Consider the following 17,973-nt stretch of genomic DNA (forward strand, 5'->3'; position numbering starts at 1 on the left):
TTCTCCGTACATGATCAGTCCTTTTACGTACGACTTTTCTATCAGATACAAAATAACCTATCTGACAGTATTAAAAATAAGGTTTTTATATAGTTTTTGACCAATACCCCATTATGAGATAAAAAGCTGAATTGACTAAAACATACATATTAAAAACGCAAAACCACCCCTATTTTAGAGAAAAAAAAGACCTTGTCAATAGTATTAAAAACCATGTTTCAAGTGTTAAACGAAAGTGTCACTTGCAACTGATTATTGTCTCCCAACTTCGAAATGAAAGGAAATAATACAAAATCTAATTTTACGATTGAAATGCAATGAATATGATCAAGCAACTTTTTTATATAGGACATTTCCTCCTATTTTTTCTATTAAATACTAGCACCTATGCCAAAGAACCGCCCAATATCATTTTACTTTTTGTAGATGATTGGGGATGGATGGATGTTGGCTATCGCAATAATAAATATGTCACACCTAATATAAATCAACTGAAGGAAGAGAGCATGGAGTTTACGAGAACGTATGTTTCTACTCCCACTTGTAGTCCTAGTAGAGCGTCGATTTTGACAGGAAAAGAAGCCGTTCGCATGCAGATGGTGAGACATATTGTACATTCTAATCCGGATGGATCGAATGATGATAAATTTAGTTTTTGGAAGAAAGACCCTGTACAACGTCCGTCCATTAATTACCTTCCTTTGGAAGAAGTGACTTACGCGGAAGCCTTAAAAGAATACGGTTATTATAATGCTTTCTTTGGAAAATGGCACCTTGGTCATACGCCTTATCATCCCATTCATCAAGGGTTTGATGAGCAAAACGGCACGACCAACTGGGGGCATCCTAAAAGCTATTACCCACCTTATTTTAAGTCAGGATTTGGTGAAATGAAAGAGGGGGAATTCTTAACGGATAATTTGACTAATCAAACCACTTCTTTTATTAAAGATTACGATAAGGAACAACCTTTTATGATCTCGCTTTGGTACTATGGTGTGCACGGTCCACATGTAGGTAAAAAAGAGCACCTTGATTTATACAAAGGTTTACCTAAAAGGGAACAACAATATGGGGCAATGGTCACTGCGGTTGATGAATCGGTCGGGCAAATTAGAGAGGCTTTGAAATTGAAAGGTTTGGATGAAAATACGATCATTATTCTGACTTCTGATCAGGGTGGATTTTTCTCTCAGGCTCCATTAAGTGGTGGTAAAATTGGCGGTAATACGCTGGGTGAAGGTGGTGCTAGAGTACCAATGTTGATCCATACGCCTGATCCTTCTAACCACAAAAAAGAAATCGACACTCCAGTTTCTACGATTGATATCTTCCCTACTTTAATGGAAATCGCATCTCAAAAGAAATATAAAAATACTGGCATTCAAGGGGTCAGTTTGTGGTCTACTATCAACGGGAAAAAGAAAATCAAGGATAGAAATCTCTACTTTATGAGAAGCTATGAGGATCAATATGCTTCTGTTATTCAAAACGATTGGAAGTTGGTCAAATACCATAGCGGGAAGAAAACTTTATTCAATATCGCTTTGGATCAATCGGAGAAAAATGATCTGTATACGGTAGAAACCAAAGTGGCAAAGGAGTTGGAAGATGCTTTATTGGATTGGGAAAATGAAGTGTATTCTACTTGGGAGAAGGTGGATCCTCCTATCAACTAAAACCCGAACAAATACAAGTGTTTTTGATAGAAGTCAGAGACTTCTAAAGATCTTTTAAGCACAAGAGACGCTAGCGCTTAACTCTTGCGCTAGGGAGAAGTGGTGCATTGGCGCGAATGTTAAGCGTGAGCGTCATTCGTGCCCACGGATCACCAGAAATCTCCTGATTTCTAAAAAAACAGAAGCACTTAATGAATTAAAAACGACTACTTATAATTTTTACTACGGTGCAAGAACCGAGAAATTAAATCATCAATAAAAATGAAATACATTAATTATACTTTCATCTTGTTTTTCTTTTTGTTTTCACAATGTGCAATGAATACAGCACAACAAGAGAAAAAACAAGTGAATATTCTATGGCTTTTTGGGGAAGATATTGACCCTTGGATGCCCGTGTACGGTGACTCAACTATCCAAACACCAAATATCGATTTCCTAGCTCAAAATGGTGTGACTTTCACCAATTGTTTTTCGATGTCACCCGTATGCTCCCCTGCCCGTTCGGGGATTTTTACAGGAGCGATGCCAACGACTATTGGTACTCATAATCACCGTGCAGGACGAATGGTCAACAAACCTCTTCCGGACCATGTAAAAGTGCTTCCTGAGCTTTTCAAGGCAAAAGGTTATCATACTTTTAGTGAAGGAAAAGATGACTTCAACTGGTCGTATGACTGGAATGACTACTGGTCTGGAAGTTACACGGAGAAAAAGCATTTTGGAAAAACGGGTACGGGAAGCTGGAATGATAGAGAAGAAGGGCAACCTTTCTTTGGTGTAATTGAGCTTTATGGTGGTAAGAACAAAAATAAGCCGAAGCATTTGGTTGATCCTAAGGATGTAAAGGTGATGCCTTACTACCCAGACATTCCGTCTATCAGAAAACAAATTGCAGATCATTACAATCAGATTAAAGTGACGGATAATGAAATTGGGGAATTGATAAAGCAATTAAAAAAGGATAGCTTATATGAAAACACCATCATTATTTTCTTCTCTGACAACGGTTATAACCTCCTACGCGACAAGCAATTTTTATATGATGCCGGACTTCATATGCCTATGATTATTTCATCTCCAGGAAACCCTGACCTATTAAAACAAAGTGGGGTAAGAGAGGATTTGATGAGCTTACTTGATTTAACGGCTACTACTTTACATTTAGCGGATATTGAAGTGCCCGAATACATGGAAAGTCAAAATGTATTTGATAAAAATTATCATAGAGATTTTGTAATCGGAGCGAGAGACCGTTGTGATTTCACGATTGATCGTATTCGTTCAGTGAGAACTAAAAAATTCAAGTACATCAAGAACTTTATGACTGATCGCCCATTGATGCAATTGCAATACAGATCACATAAAAAAAGAACGATTGCGGTGATGGAAGCTTATAAAAATGGTGTAGAGTTTAGCAGTGATTGGCTTTCTGACATTCGCCCAGCTGAAGAGTTGTATGATCTTGAAAAAGATCCTTATGAGCTTCATAACTTAGCTTCAAACCCTGATTATCAAGCGGAATTAATTCAGCATAGAAAGACATTGGAACTTTGGATTGAAGAGACAGATGACAAAGGGCAATACCCTGAATCTCAAGAGCAGTTAAAGGCTGTTTTTGAACGTTATGGAGAACGATGTATCAATCCTGAATTTGATTTTCTGAAAGCAACGAAGTAATAGTTAATATATAGATTTTTGAAGCCACTTCTGCTTTGCGGGAGTGGCTTTTTTGTTTGAAATCTACACGTTATAATTCAAATGCAATTGGTACAACAATCCGACTATCTACAGCCTTACCATTCTCAATTCCCGCCTTAAAAGTCATTTTCCTCACTACTTCTATAGCATTTTTATCCGCTTCTTCTGATATCCCTCTCACTACTTCAAACTCACTTGTCTGACCATATTTATCGACCAGAAATCTCACATAAACTTTAACTTCAATACATCCTTTCGCTTTTGGATATTTCAATTCTCTTTTTACGAACTCAGATAAAGATATGTCATTTTCATGGTAAAATTTTGGGAGTATTCCCGAATATATGAAGGAATCTTTTTCTTCTTCTGACTTAGCATTCATTTCTTTAGGTTGACAGCTTTCAAGTAAAAGAATTGAAAGTGCAATGGAAAATAAGATAAATGATTTTTTCATTTTAAATAGAATTAGTTTAAATGGTTTGAATTGTGGTTCGTAAGACGCAAAGCATTGCGTCTCTACGGGGTTAATCTTTCAATGGTAGAATTACTAAATTGAAAGAGATATCGTCATGTATAGCCACAATGCCTTGTGGCTCAAGGACCACCACTTTATAATCTATGAAATGGTATTTAAAAATACAATTTTTCTTTCGTTTCGAATAAAATATAAATAAAAAACGGGTAGCAAAACCACTTGGTCTCCCCACCCGTCCTATTATTTACTCTATTCTACTATTATTTCACTTGTACTTTTGTCGTGTATTGACTTCCGTTTTTGGTTGTCATTTTGAATAGATATAATCCACTGCTCCATCCTTCTACTGGGATTTTGATTGAAGCTGTAGTTTTGTCAATAGATTGGATCAATTGACCTGTTGCTGTAAAGATCGTTACGTTTACAACATCTGCTGAAACTACGTTGACTTCAGAAGAAGCTGGGTTTGGATATACCTTGATTTCAACACCGTCGATCGTGATACTTGTTGGATCTGCTTCTGTAATTGTGATCAAATCTTGTTGCGATGAAGTGTCAGAACCATTTTCATTACTTACGGTCAAGGCAACAGTGTAGATGCCTACAGCTGCGTAGGTATGCGTTGGATTTTGAACATCAGAAGTAGTACCGTCACCAAAGTCCCATGACCATGAAGTAGCATCAGTAGATGCATCTGTAAATGTGATTTCTTCATTTACTTTTGCCTCAGTCACACTTGCATTAAATGAGGCTACCGGCATGTTGATAACATTATCTGGATTCACCACAATATCTAATGTTTTTGAATCTGATAAGTCACCATTCATTACTGTCAAGGTCACTGTAAATGTACCTTCAGAAGCGTAAGTATGCGATGGGTTTTGATCTGTTGACGTAGTCGCATCTCCAAAATCCCATGACCATGAAGTCGCATCAGTGGAAGCATCTGTAAATACAATGGCTTCTCCTAATATGATTTCCGTTTTCGATGCAGTGAAATCAGCTACTGGTAATACAGAAACCACTTCTTCAGTAACAGTGATATAATCAGTTTTTACTTCCTCATCCTGTCCATCTGCATTTGTTACAGTTAAAGTCACCGTGTAAGTACCTGCTGTAGTATAAGCATGTGTTGGATTCTGTTCATCAGAAGTAGTTTGATCACCAAAATCCCATGACCATGAAGTCGCATCGGTAGATGCATCCGTAAACGTTACTGTTTCGTTTTCTTCTACTGTCGTTTTATCCGCTGAGAATGCAGCGACAGGAAGCACTGGTTGAGGGTTGACAGTGATTGTCATTTCTTTCTCAGCTGACGAAGAAGCATTAGATGCTGTAAGTGTTACGGTATAAGTTCCTGCTGCTGTATATGTATGTGCTGGATTTTGTACATCAGAAGTAGTTTGATCACCGAAATCCCAAGCCCAAGCAGTAGGAGCACCTTCAGAGGTATCAGTAAACTGAATTTCTGTACCCAATGTCACTTCCATCGATGATGCTGTGAAATTCACTTGTACTTCTGGTTCATCAACATGCTCTGTCAATAATACGATATCATCAATATCCAATGTACCGTACCAGTTTCTGGCCATGGCTATCGTTGCATTAAAGTCCTCAGCGGCTTCAAAAGTAAGCGTATGTGTGTACCAATCCGAAGTTGTTCCGTCTTTGTATTGATCACCCTTGGCTCTTGGTGCATTGGATTCAACATCCATGATTAATGGGAAGTGGATGGCTACACCTCTTGTTCTTACAGATAAAATATACTTTTTACCCGCTTTGAACTCAATCACTGTATTTGTTCTAATCTGACCATTTGCCGATGCTGAAGCACCACCATCTCCGTATTGCATATATTGATTGCCTTCTTCTTCCAATACAGTCAACGTTCTTGGTAGATCAGGTTGTTGGAAAGCTACATAATGGAACTTACGTGCATCCGTTCTTTCCTCTTCTAATAAAGCAGCGTTTACATCATATTCAGAGAAGTTATTCGTGTATACCACATCATAAGTTACAGCTGAAACTTCTATCGATTGAGTCGCTGTTGCTTCTTTTTTATCATTAGCGATTTTCAATGAAACTTGATAGGTTCCTCCATCAGCATAAGTATGTTCAGGATTTTGTTCGTTTGATGTAGCACCGTCTCCAAAATCCCATGACCATGAAGTGACTTCACCTGCTGATGTATCCATGAATTTAATGGTCTTCGGATCATCAAAGCTTAATACATTATAAGCAAAAGTAGCTTCCAACTCAGGCACTGCTACTACATTAATGTAGTTTTCTTTTACCAGCTCATCTTCTCCATCTTCATTGGTTACTTTCAGTTTGACTGTAAATTGTCCCACTGAAGCATAAGTGTGAGATGGATGTTGCTCATTGGAAGTTGTACCGTCTCCAAAGTCCCATGCCCATGATGTGATTGTCGTTGTAGACTCATCTGTAAACTGTACTGCTGTTCCTTCATCTACTTGCGTAGTATTCGCTGAAAATTCCGCCGTTGGTAAGACACCTACAGTAATGTAATCTTCTTTGATTAACTCATCTTCTCCAGTATCATTCGTTACTTTTAATGATACCGTATATACACCTGCAGTTTGATAGGTGTAGAATGGGTTTTGATCAACTGAAGTTCCTCCATCACCAAAGTTCCATAACCAAGCCGTTGGTAAATGTGCTGATTCATCTTTAAAGCTTACTGTTAAAGGCTTGTCACCTGTTACTCTATTGACCGTAAACATGGCATCAGGAGCAAATAGTTTTCTTACTAAAGTTTCCGTCACGCTACTGTTTTCTGTTCCAATTGTTTTGGAGTTGGTTATCGGATCAAAACCCTCTAAATCTACAGTGTAGTTTATAATGTCTGATTCGCTCAATCCCATAAATACTACAGCACCTCTAACGTCAGTAGTAAATGTTTCTGCATTATCAGTATTGGTTACCACCACACCTGGCATTGGTTTTCCGCTTTCGTCTTTTAGTAAAATCGTAAAGCTATACGTTTCAGGAACGAAAGTTTTCATCATTACATCAACTGTAACATCGGCATTGTATACTGAGAATTGTCCTTCTTTTAAATTAAAACCATCTTTCTCAATAGTATAAGCTTTACCTTCAATATTAGAAGACATCAAAGATACATTGCCATTTGCGTCTGTGGTCTGATCATCAAAACCTGATACTTTTACTACTGCACCCTCAATTGGAGCATCGTTTTCATCCATCACAGTAAAAAGAACTGTACGCTCTTGATCTCCTACAAATACACTCTTCACCACTGCTTTTACATCGTCAATATAAAGTACTCCTGTTCCATCAGTGTTATTATTGAAACGGAATCCGACCCAGTTCAGTAACGCGGACTCAGAGAAGTTTTTCACGGCTACCTCCTGCTCTACTGTTAACCATTTTCCTTTTTCCATTTGAGAAATGTCAACAGCCAATACTTGTGGTGCTGTATTATTGAACTTCGAAAGTAAACTGATTTGACTTAGTGTTGCTGCAGCATCAATGTATAATTTAAAAGAAACCATCATGTGCTCTTCCTCAATTGTGACATTGGACTGTAAACCACTCTTAGGAGTTTGATTGTAATTTCCACTTGCAATTTCAGTATCGATTTGAACTTTTAATGAAGATGATCCACCCCAAGCCATTTCATCAGTAATTGAATAAATAGCATTGGTCGCCCAATCAGCACTCGTTGTATTTTCCTCAAAACCAAAAGCACACGAATTGATCAATGAGTTTGGATTGTTCATACAACCATCAGCAACTACTTCCTCTTGAACGTCAGTCACTCTAACATCGTCAAAGTAGATGGAAGTTTTTTCACCCGCATCTGCCACTTGAATCTGTAATTTGATTCTCTTGAAATCATTTAACTCATCTGGTGCGATCTCTTTTTTCAATACAACCCATTCGCCTTGAGGAATACCTGTTAGGTCAAATTGAGTAACTGGAGAAGTCAAGTCTGCAACTCTTACTTTGTTGATCGTACTTCCTTCTTCAATAAATACTTTCATAGAAAATTGAAGGTTACGATCGGTTGGAAGAGGGGCTGAGTTTTTATCTACATAAACTGATTTCGTTTTATTTAAAACACCATCATTCGAAAAACGCATCACTCTTTTTCCGTGAGGATTTCCGTTTAAATCTACAATACCAAACTCGCTATCCCCTGTCCATCTAACTCTTACTTTTCCGCTTCCAAGATCAATGAGTGTTGGACCTTCAAAACCAAATAAATGAGAGTTCAAATAGTTCATATCTGAAGGGTCATTCGGAACGTCTTTCGGTGTTTCATCTGCTGGGTCTGTACCACCGTCTACTACATCACTTGTCTTCTTTTCTAACTTAATATCATCGATAAATAAGAAGCCCTCACCATCAGGATTTAAGTCTACTTCTCTTACTCTGATTGTCACCTGACCATTTTCGGGGTCACTGTCTTTACCAAAGCTGATACTTTTCTTTAAAGTCACCCAACCTTCTTCCCCTGTTAGGGCTGAAATATCAAAAGTGTTGACAATAAATAAACTCTGTGCTTTATTATCTTTCAAAATGAGATCAAATGATTTGATCTTATTATTGGCCTTACCTTTTACTTTTAATGACAACTCATAGTCACCCTCATTCATATACAATGACTTGATAGGTGAGTGAGCGGCTAATGCCACATTTCCTGATACCAATGAAACATCAGACATGTTCAAACTTCTGCTTCCTGAAGCTTTTTCATCTTGAGAATAGCCTGCATTTGTTCCAAAGAACCAATTTTTCTCTTCATCATCAATCCATTGACTCCCTTCAAAACCAAATAAAACAGGGTCCAATCCTTTAAATTCTATAGGAACAACTTCTTCTATTTCAATATCATCAAAATAAACAGTGGAAGTTGTACCTCCATTGGCCGCTGCATCACCTGGCTGAATTACTAATGAAAATGTACCTTCATTTGATGTACCGCTTGCCATTGTAAAATCATAGCTTACATCCACCCATTCTCCGGTTGTTGTTGGTAAGTAAAAAGGATCTAAGTTTGCACTTGGGTTCTTCATGAAAATTCTAAAACGAGTAGCTGCACTTCCTGCTTCTACATAAACTTTCGCTTTGAACTTGTATTTACCAGCTGATAATTTTACCATACCTGCAGGTGCGTGAGCTGCTCCTCCATTACCAGTCAATGCTGCTGTATGATGGAACTTTAAACTTAAGTTTCCATTTGCAGGCATTTCGTCAGAGATTGAGAAATCGTTGCTTGCCCCCATTGACCATCTTTTTGCAGTACCATCCACTACGGCTGTACCTTCAAAGCCAAATAATTCAGGATTTAATGGTAACTCTGCTACTTCTACTGCTGGAGGAGCAGGAATTTCAGGACCAGAGGTCATCCATTGTAAAAACTTAGTTCCTGCACCATACAATTCATTTGTCTCAAGCATTTTTTGTTTCAAACTAGCTTCTAATTCTAAAGCTTTCTCCATGTACATTGCATAGTTTTCTCCATCAGTATCAGCCAATTGATTGGTCGTTTCTAATGGGTCTACCTCAAGGTCAATTAAATACGCATCATCCTTGTTGCTTAATACTAACTTGTAACGTGTTGTTGCTGCGGAAACCCACCATCCTGCATCTTCAGTAATGAAAACAGTATCGTCTTCAGTGACCATTAATTCATCACTTGTATATAAATGAGATTGATCTTTACCGTGTACATCTGTCATTGCCGGCAGACCTGCTAAACCTAAAATTGTTGGCCCTACATCCACATTGACATGAGGTGTTGTTACAATTTTTCCACTAGGAATTTTTCTAGGGTAACGAATCATAAACGGCACTTTTGCAGAGCTTTCATATGGAACCCCTTTGTTGATACGGCTGTATTCGAAAAGCATATCACCGTGGTCCACAGTATAAATAATGATCGTGTTGTCCAATTGTCCTTTATCTTCCAAAAGTTGTAACATTTTACCAATGTTATCGTCAACTGCTTTCACCATACCCCAGTATTCTTGCATATAAAACTCATCAAAAGAGCTATATCTATCTGACTCTGGGTGAACGTCATTATTGTTTTGTTTGTCAGCCCAGTTAGGTCTTGAACCTTCTATATCGTACGTTAAATCGTAAGTATATGGAGCCGTAAAATTCACATTTCTACACCAATCATGATACTCTGGTGCTGAGTGATTAGGTGTATGTGGATCTGGAATAGAGATCATCAAACAGAATGGATTCTCAGCGTCAATATCATCTTCCATAATTTCAATGGCCTTGTCTGTAAAAAACTCTGTAGCATAAATCCAATCACCGCTTGGTTTCCCTTGCTCACCCCAATCATAAGGAGGAACACCATCTTCATTGAACCATGTCCAGTGTTCTTTTTCAATACGCCATTCGATATTGTCAAAACCAAAGTTTCTGCCTGCTCCCCAAACTTGTGTAGCAGGATCATCTTTACCTTCCAAGTGCCACTTACCGACATAAGAAGTGCTGTAGCCGTTGTCTTGTAATACGTGAGCCCAAGTTTTCATTTCATCGTGCATTGGTCTATCATTACGAGCTGCACCTGTAGAACCAGGATAAAGTGACGTAATGAAAGAGGCTCTTGAAGGTGTACACGTTGGAGAAGAAGCATAGTGTTTTGTACTCACCGCACCCTCTGTTCCTAAACGGTCCATATTGGGTGTTGCAACCTGATCAGTGGCATTCCAAGGATTATAATATTCCTCTTTGGTCAAATTGCCACTATGCATATCCAATTCTCTGTATTTACTGACAGTCTTAAAACTATGTTCGTCAGTGTGAATAATTAAGATATTAGGCTTGTCTTGTGCAAAGAGTAGATTAGTCATAAAGACTAACAAGACGCCTAAAAAAAGTTCGCTTCTTTTCATACTATACGTTTGTTTATGGGTATAGAAGTTCATACCCATTCGTTATTAATTAAGATTTGATGTGAGAATAATTGGCAGATATTTCGCTTCTGAGTGTTATAATTTTAGTCCTTACCCCTGTCGGTCTTTGGTGTCTCTATTGTAATAGGAATATGCAGGACTGTATTTTTATAAGATCAAAAAAAGAGTACTATCTGTCAGTAGACTTCATTAAATTCATTTCATAGTTGTCTGATTAATACATTTCAAATAGATGTAAAAACAACATTTAACAGTTTCAAATTTATTTTGATTGTCTTTTTGAGGCGTGATTTTGAGTGAATAAGATGTAACTAAGCGTTAGAACAAATTTTTTGAAAAATGAAAAAATGGGTATAATACAGATAGTAATCAACGTATAAAATGGTCAATAAACTCGTTTAAATTCATCAAAAACAAAGATTATTTGTATTTATAATCTCTGTTTAATTTCTTGCTTCCTATTCCACCTAATGATGCATTATTATTTAAATAAAAAAGCCAATGAATACTTTATTTTAAATTTGAAATAAGAATCATCAATAGCGATTAAAACCTTAAAAATCTTCCCTTTACGGAGAGAAATACTTTATTTACCTATAAAAACATCAACAAAAAAATAAACCTACAAATTGCACTCACAACATTTAATCAGCGAATTTTTTTGTGACTCAACAAGCATTGAAATGAAAAGAAAAAATAAAATAATGGCACTAGGAGCTCTCTTAGTAGCAACATTAAGCAGCAATGCCGTAATGGCTCAAAATCCAGCTTCTGATCCAGATAACAAATTAGGTTGGACACTTAATGAAGATGTAAGTGACGAATTTGAAGGGAATCAAATCAATAAAGATAAGTGGATTGTTCAGGGTGAAAATGATCACTATGAGAATAATTTTAAAGGAAGAGCACCTTCTCAATTTGCTCCGCATGCGGTCTCTGTAAGAGATGGTCAATTAGTGATAACGACTAGGTGGGAGCCGGATTTTAACTTTATCAGTGGTAAACACAAAGGCTACAAGTTTGAAAACATCACAACAGGCGCCATCATTACAAAAAAGAAATTTAAGACGGGTTACATGGAAATCAAATGTAAGCCCGCTGATGCTCCTCTTTCTAGTGCTTTTTGGTTTACAGGGAAAGGTGGTGAATTGGACTTGTTTGAAATCTTTGGCAAATATCCGAAGGATAAGCATGTTGAAAAACTTTATCACACTTCTTTCCATGATTGGGGAAAAGACAGAAAGGACCCATTATGGGGTAAAACAAGCTGGGACAACAAAACACAGCTTCCATTTAGATTGGCTAGCGATTATCATGTGTATGGTTGTGAATGGGGTGAAGATTTCTTGAAACTTTACATTGATGGTAAGCTGATCCGCTGCGTGACTAAGGAAGAACTTGGTGATAAATGGGTAATGCACAATGAACAAAAAGTATGGGTAGACAATGAGGTTTTCCCTTGGAAAGTGAACCCTAAGAAAGAAGATATTACAGAGAAAGGAGTAGAGTTTTTAGTCGACTATGTAAGAGTTTGGCAAAGAAAACCTTCGAGTGATATCACTTGCGAAATGCCAGAAAACATCCTTGAAAACAATGATTTTAATAATGGATTAGAAGGATGGGATGTTGAAGGAAAGGTAAAAGCAGTAGATGGAAAAGGAAAAAACGAAGCAGGAAAGAATTATGTGAAGCTAAGTGCTGGAAAAGAAGCTACAATTTCTAAAACGGTAAAACTTAAGCCTAACACTACCTATATTTTATCAGCCACTGCTAGAGCACCTATGACGAATATGGATACGATCTGGCAAAATGGTTGGTTGGGAGTAAAAGCTTTCGGGAAGAAAGGGCAACAACCAATTATCAAATTCTTTAAAAACTCATGGTACCGTCAAAGCATTTGTTTTACAACAGGTGATTTTGCCAATCAAACGTACATTTATTTTACGAATAAATGGCAAAAGAAAGAGGTACATATTGATGCATTTGAACTTACTGAAGTGACTACTGATCACTTATCATTGGACGGAAAATAGTTTATTTTAATTAATAACACTTTAGTTAATTAATACTGTAGCTAATGAGACTCATTTCAAATTGAATAGTTTCATATCTGCTAAAATTCACACGGTCGGGACTTACAATAATAGCTTCATTGAGCATTCATTTCATTCCACTCAATGATTAAAATATTTATTAAGTTCTTAATTACAATTTTTGATGGGAAGGTAAGATTACCTTCTCATCATTTTTTTACACAAACTTTATTTCTCTTTGAGAATCAGCCCTATCACGCTAACATCTATCTTTATTTCTCTGTCTATCGTACATCACAATACTCCCTGCTACTGAAACATTCAAACTTTTAGGTGTGTCAAATTTCACCAAAAAATGGCTTTTCTCCATGGCTTGTTTCGAGAGTCCGTGGTCTTCCGCTCCTAACAAATAAACACACCTTCTGGGGTGATGAAAAGTCTCTAACTCTACCGCCTCTTCTGAAAGCTCCACTCCAACAATACGTGTCCCTACTGGCATATTTTTAAGGAAATCATCAAAAGTATCATAGTGATAATACGGAATGGATTTTACCGCATTGTGCGTATCGCAAGCTTGCTTAGCGTATCTATTTCCAATGGTAAAGATAAAACTGGCTCCAAAGTTTTGGGCTGAACGCCACAAGACACCGAGATTTTCAGGTGTTTTCCCATTTTGGATACCAATTCCAAAATATTCGTTTTCAAAATTTTGATTCATACGGCAAATTAAGCAGTTCCTTCTGCATGTTGCAAATATGAAATGATTTTGCTGTTTGAGCATCTCAAAACGATGAAGTTTTGATCGAGTTATCCTTTCAATAGGCGAGAGAAATGGAATTCTTGATGCTTTTCCCTTCAAGACCAAGGGGAAGTACTACCAAACTAAAATGGTAGAAAGCTCACTGGCGCGAATGTTAAGCGTCAGCGTCATTCGTGTCCTACAGATCAGCAGAAATCTCCTGATTTCTAAACACTATAAATAACGAAAACTTAGTTTACAATGTAATTAGCCTTTACTTGAAAACTGCTTTGAGTATTCTTTAGGACTAACGCCAAACTGTTTTTTGAAAGTTCTTGTAAAGTAAGAAGGGTTATTAAAACCAACCTTATCCATGACATCCAAAATAGAAGAACCATCTACCTGTAGAATTTGTGCAGCCCGCTTCAATCGTATGGTTCTGATAAACTCACTAATTGACATGTTCGTCATCGTCTTCACTTTTCTATACAGTTGTGACCTACTCACTCCTAGTTCTTTGCAGAGATGTTCAACATTCAAATCTGAATTTTCTAAATTTTGCTCTATATACATCATCGCCTCTTCTAATAACTGTTCATCTTTTGAACTGATTTCGATGGCAGAAGGTGATACCTCAAAAGAAGATGGAGCACCATTTGAAGAAAGGAGGTTTTTAACTCTTGCTGATAATATATCAAAACTAAAAGGTTTTGATATAAACGCATCAGCCCCCATATTGTAGGTTGTCAATTGCGTTTGTACGTCATCTTTTGCTGATAAGAAAATAACTGGGATATGCGATGTATGAGATTGTTCTTTGATGCTTTTACAAAACTCCAGACCATTCATTTCATCCATGGTAATATCAGAAATGATTAAATCAACTGGCTTTTTATTGACAATTTTGAGTGCTTCTGTACCATCATTCGCGATGGAAACATTGTATAAAGCAGAAAATTTAATATTCAAGTACTGAGTAATATCTTCGTTGTCATCAACGATTAGGATGTGAGCCCCTTTCAATTCTTCATCTACCTCTAAGGTGTCAACTTCTGCATTTGCCTCCTCTACAATTGGGGAGTTTTCATCAATATAAAGTTGCTCTTGATCTGTATAAATTTTATCGAAATGACTATTCCCTTTTAAAAGCTGAATGGTGAAAGTACTTCCTTGATTTTTCTCACTCTGCACTGCTATTTTTCCACTATGCTGCTCCACTATTGACTTCGTAACCGCTAGTCCTATTCCGCTTCCTCTACCTGATGTTTTCTGCTGGAAATAAGGATCAAAAACATTGTTTATCACCTCCTTATCAATTCCGACACCTGTATCTTTAACCGCTATCTCAATAGTATCTTTATGTTCTTTAAGCCCTAAAGTGATCTCTCCATTTTGAGGAGTATATTGCAGAGCATTACTCACCAAGTTAAATATCACTTTTTCAAACTGAACACTATCAACAAAAGCGATGATTTCTTCTTGATCTGAGTCTAATGATAGTTTTATGTTTCTTTTCTCACTTAAGATCTGAAAATGATGAATTGTCTGACGTACAAATGCATTCAGTTCCACCTCTTGAGGAGATATTCTCATTTCTTTATTTTCGAACTTCTGGAAATCCATCAATTCCAACACCAACTTCTGAAGCTTCACTGCATTCTTTCTGACCACTTGTAGATCATGATGTACTTCAGGCTTCAATTCCTTTTTGTAGATCAAGTCTTGAATTGGATCTAAAATTAATGTCAAAGGAGTTTTCATATCATGGCAAATGAAAGTGAAAAGGTCCAATTTTGCTTTTTGAATATTTTCCGTTTCCTGCTCCTTCAATTCAACAATCTCCTGCTCATGTGTACGCTCCAATTCTGTCCTCTTCCAATGGTAATAAGTAAAAATGCTTCCTATCAAAAGTAAAAAATAGACAATATACGCTGATGTTGTAAGGTAAAAAGGAGCTTTGAGATGAATATAAAGCTTAACGGGTTCTTCCATCCATTTGCCATTGTGGGTCAGAAGTTCGAAGGTATGTTCTCCATAAGGTAAGTTCCTGTACATCGCATATCCATCAGAAGATTCCACCCAATCTTTGTCCACATCAGACATTCTGTATTTGTAGGTTACATCCTTTTGAGAATGAAAACAAAAGCCTGTAAAACCTATTTCAATATTGTCTTGTTGAGGTGCTAAAGTAATGATTGAGCCATCTCCCAAAGGATGAGACAACACCTCATTTCCGTTATAACTTTTTCCTACTTTTATCTCTTGATCATTTACTTTTAACGTGGTAAAACTAGGTGTGTAGTTTTCTGTTGAAGCATGATATTTTGATGGCTTAAATAGAATAAAACCATTATCACTACCAAAAAACAGCTCATTGCTGGGTGAATAATAACTTCTTCTTATTTTATAAAAATTTTGGCGTATTGCAGAATTAAATTCATAGTTTTCTACTGCTAATGTGGAAGGGTTAAACTTTGACAACCCATAACCGCTCATCCATATTTGCCCTTTTTGATCTAACTGTAACTGTTCTAATTGATTGGTAATAATACCTTCTTTCTCCGTGTACTTTGTAAATTCAGGAGCATTGATATCCGCCGGGTTAATCGGACATTTTACTAACCCTCCACCTAAACAACCAATCCAAAGGGTGTTATCTTTCCCTTTAATCAATGAGGCTATAAAATTGGAAGGTAGATCATTTACTCCGTTTCCTTTATAGAATTTCGCAATGGTTTTTTCTTTCTTTTTTTCATCGACTTTCAGAAGGTTCAACCCTATTTTAGTTCCAATCCAGATATATTTTATATGGTCCTCTCGATGAGTCACAACATATTTCACCGTTTTATGCGTCAAGCCTAATTGGCCGTGAGTTCGATATCGATTTACCTTACCTTTGTAATAATCATTTTTTGAAGGAATGTATTCGTACAACCCTGCATTGGTGCTCAACCACATATGTTGATCTTCATCGATACTTGCATAAGTAATACTAGCTTTAGGGTAAGGTGCTATCGGGTTGACCTGCCTTAGCTTAATATTTTGACCATTGATAAGATCGTTTTGATCCTGTTTTGTGAGATGATAGGTATTCTGATTCGAAAACAAATAAATCGATGCATCAGGAAGGGGTAAAATCTTCGATATTTTCAAGTTTTTAAATACAGGATTTTGGGTTTTGTAATCTACCACTTCTCCTGTCTTACGGTTAAAAATACCGAGTCCCTGCCCCAACGTTCCTACCCACAAAATCGAATCTTGATCTTGATAAAAAGTATAACTGGAAAAAAGTGTATTAGGATTATTTTCATAAGGGTTTTTAAATTGCTCCAAATACCTAAAGCTTTTTTCATTGGTAAATGCTCCATTAGACAGTGACCCCAACCATAAAATACCCTCTCTACTCTCACAAAAAGTAGTGATCGCTTTGTTATTATGTAAAGGATGAATGGAAGTATAAGGTTGATAGGGAATGAATTTGTTTCCTTGATCAGAAGAATACATCAAACCTTTATTCTTTGTTCCCACCCAAAGTGTATTTTCTTTATCCATATAAATAGATAAAATGGAAGCGTTGATATACTTTTTCTTCGGCTTAAATTGTCGATTAATTTGATATAATCCTCCAAAAGTACCCGCCCATGCAGTTCCCTTTTTATCTACATAAATAGTTGTAATGTGTTCTTTGTTGATACGGAGAATATGATGCACAATTTGAAGGGTATTGGGGTGAATCGTATATAAACCTTTACTGGTTAATGCCCAAAGTAATTCATTCTTTCCTTCAATGATCTTTCTAACCCTGATGTTTGAATCTATAATACTAAGGATGTGACAATTGCCCTCCTCATCCTCTCTTATTTTGCTTAATCCATAATCAGAACCTACCCAAATATTACCCGATTTATCACAAAAAACCTGATGTATTGTGACCTGTTGATCACCATTGATCGGTATGTTTTTAAATTGATTTTTTTTCTTATCGTATATGCATAAACCATTTGCTTCAGTACCAATGATAACTCTATCTTTTTTGTCAATAGCTAAAGAAATCAAACGGTTGCTGGCCAATGAAAGACTATCCCCTTCGACATGCTTGAAGACTTTCATCTCATTTCCATCGTAACGGTAAAGACCATCAAAAGAAGCAAACCACATGTAACCCTCTTGATCTTGTACCACTGACAACACATCAGAGTGCATAAAAACATCCGAACCTTTTACGGGAATAAGGTTGGCAAATGCATTTTGGATAAAGATAAAAAATACGAGTAGATGAATAGAATATTTAGAAAAATGTGACTTCATATTTCAGTCTAAAAAAATTGCACGACGAAAGTTAAACAATTTTTCAAGACTAAATACTAAAACCCACATGTCTTTTCAAGAAAAAAATGGTTGTGCGTTTCTCTAAAACCTCATA

General features: G+C 36.7%; 7 protein-coding genes. 3 read left to right on the forward strand and 4 right to left on the reverse strand.

Annotated elements, in window-relative coordinates; all coding sequences use genetic code 11:
• Positions 1–323: 323 nt before the first annotated feature.
• Together IC221_RS11280 and IC221_RS11285 are read left to right on the forward strand one after the other, a co-directional pair.
• Entirely contained in the window at positions 324–1,679 is a 1,356-nt protein-coding gene (locus IC221_RS11280) for a sulfatase (protein ID WP_188169072.1), read from the forward strand.
• A gap of 261 nt (positions 1,680–1,940) precedes the next feature.
• Positions 1,941–3,359 (forward strand): sulfatase, encoded by a 1,419-nt coding sequence (locus tag IC221_RS11285; protein WP_188169073.1) that lies wholly within the window; start codon positions 1,941–1,943, stop codon positions 3,357–3,359.
• A gap of 70 nt (positions 3,360–3,429) precedes the next feature.
• On the opposite strand, the gene IC221_RS11290 is transcribed toward IC221_RS11285, so the two are convergent.
• A complete protein-coding gene (locus IC221_RS11290) occupies positions 3,430–3,834 on the reverse strand; it encodes an energy transducer TonB (RefSeq protein ID WP_188169074.1) in 405 nt (134 codons plus the stop codon).
• Between the two features lie 281 nt (positions 3,835–4,115).
• A complete protein-coding gene (locus tag IC221_RS11295; RefSeq protein WP_188169075.1) occupies positions 4,116–10,757 on the reverse strand; it encodes a PKD domain-containing protein in 6,642 nt (2,213 codons plus the stop codon).
• A gap of 704 nt (positions 10,758–11,461) precedes the next feature.
• Here IC221_RS11295 and IC221_RS11300 point away from each other — a divergent pair.
• Positions 11,462–12,811 (forward strand): family 16 glycosylhydrolase, encoded by a 1,350-nt coding sequence (locus IC221_RS11300; protein WP_188169076.1) that lies wholly within the window; start codon positions 11,462–11,464, stop codon positions 12,809–12,811.
• A 259-nt stretch (positions 12,812–13,070) separates the two neighbouring features.
• Here the strand turns inward: IC221_RS11300 and IC221_RS11305 are convergent, their stop codons facing one another.
• Positions 13,071–13,529 carry an RNA methyltransferase gene (locus IC221_RS11305; RefSeq protein WP_188169077.1) on the reverse strand — a complete coding sequence of 153 codons (459 nt, stop codon included), beginning with the start codon at positions 13,527–13,529 and terminating at the stop codon, positions 13,071–13,073.
• Positions 13,530–13,817: 288 nt separating this feature from the next.
• Positions 13,818–17,858 carry a two-component regulator propeller domain-containing protein gene (locus IC221_RS11310; RefSeq protein ID WP_188169078.1) on the reverse strand — a complete coding sequence of 1,347 codons (4,041 nt, stop codon included), beginning with the start codon at positions 17,856–17,858 and terminating at the stop codon, positions 13,818–13,820.
• Positions 17,859–17,973 lie beyond the last annotated feature (115 nt).

It is taken from the genome of Flammeovirga sp. EKP202 (assembly GCF_014534745.1).
Classification (GTDB): Bacteria; Bacteroidota; Bacteroidia; order Cytophagales; family Flammeovirgaceae; genus Flammeovirga.

Excerpts from the sequence above, each read along its gene's own strand:
- IC221_RS11285 (WP_188169073.1), top strand. The coding sequence starts at position 1,941 with ATGAAATACATTAATTATACTTTCATCTTGTTTTTCTTTTTGTTTTCA.
- IC221_RS11280 (WP_188169072.1), top strand. The coding sequence starts at position 324 with ATGATCAAGCAACTTTTTTATATAGGACATTTCCTCCTATTTTTTCTA.
- IC221_RS11295 (WP_188169075.1), bottom strand. The coding sequence starts at position 10,757 with ATGAAAAGAAGCGAACTTTTTTTAGGCGTCTTGTTAGTCTTTATGACT.
- IC221_RS11290 (WP_188169074.1), bottom strand. The coding sequence starts at position 3,834 with ATGAAAAAATCATTTATCTTATTTTCCATTGCACTTTCAATTCTTTTA.
- IC221_RS11305 (WP_188169077.1), bottom strand. The coding sequence starts at position 13,529 with ATGAATCAAAATTTTGAAAACGAATATTTTGGAATTGGTATCCAAAAT.
- IC221_RS11300 (WP_188169076.1), top strand. The coding sequence starts at position 11,462 with ATGAAAAGAAAAAATAAAATAATGGCACTAGGAGCTCTCTTAGTAGCA.
- IC221_RS11310 (WP_188169078.1), bottom strand. The coding sequence starts at position 17,858 with ATGAAGTCACATTTTTCTAAATATTCTATTCATCTACTCGTATTTTTT.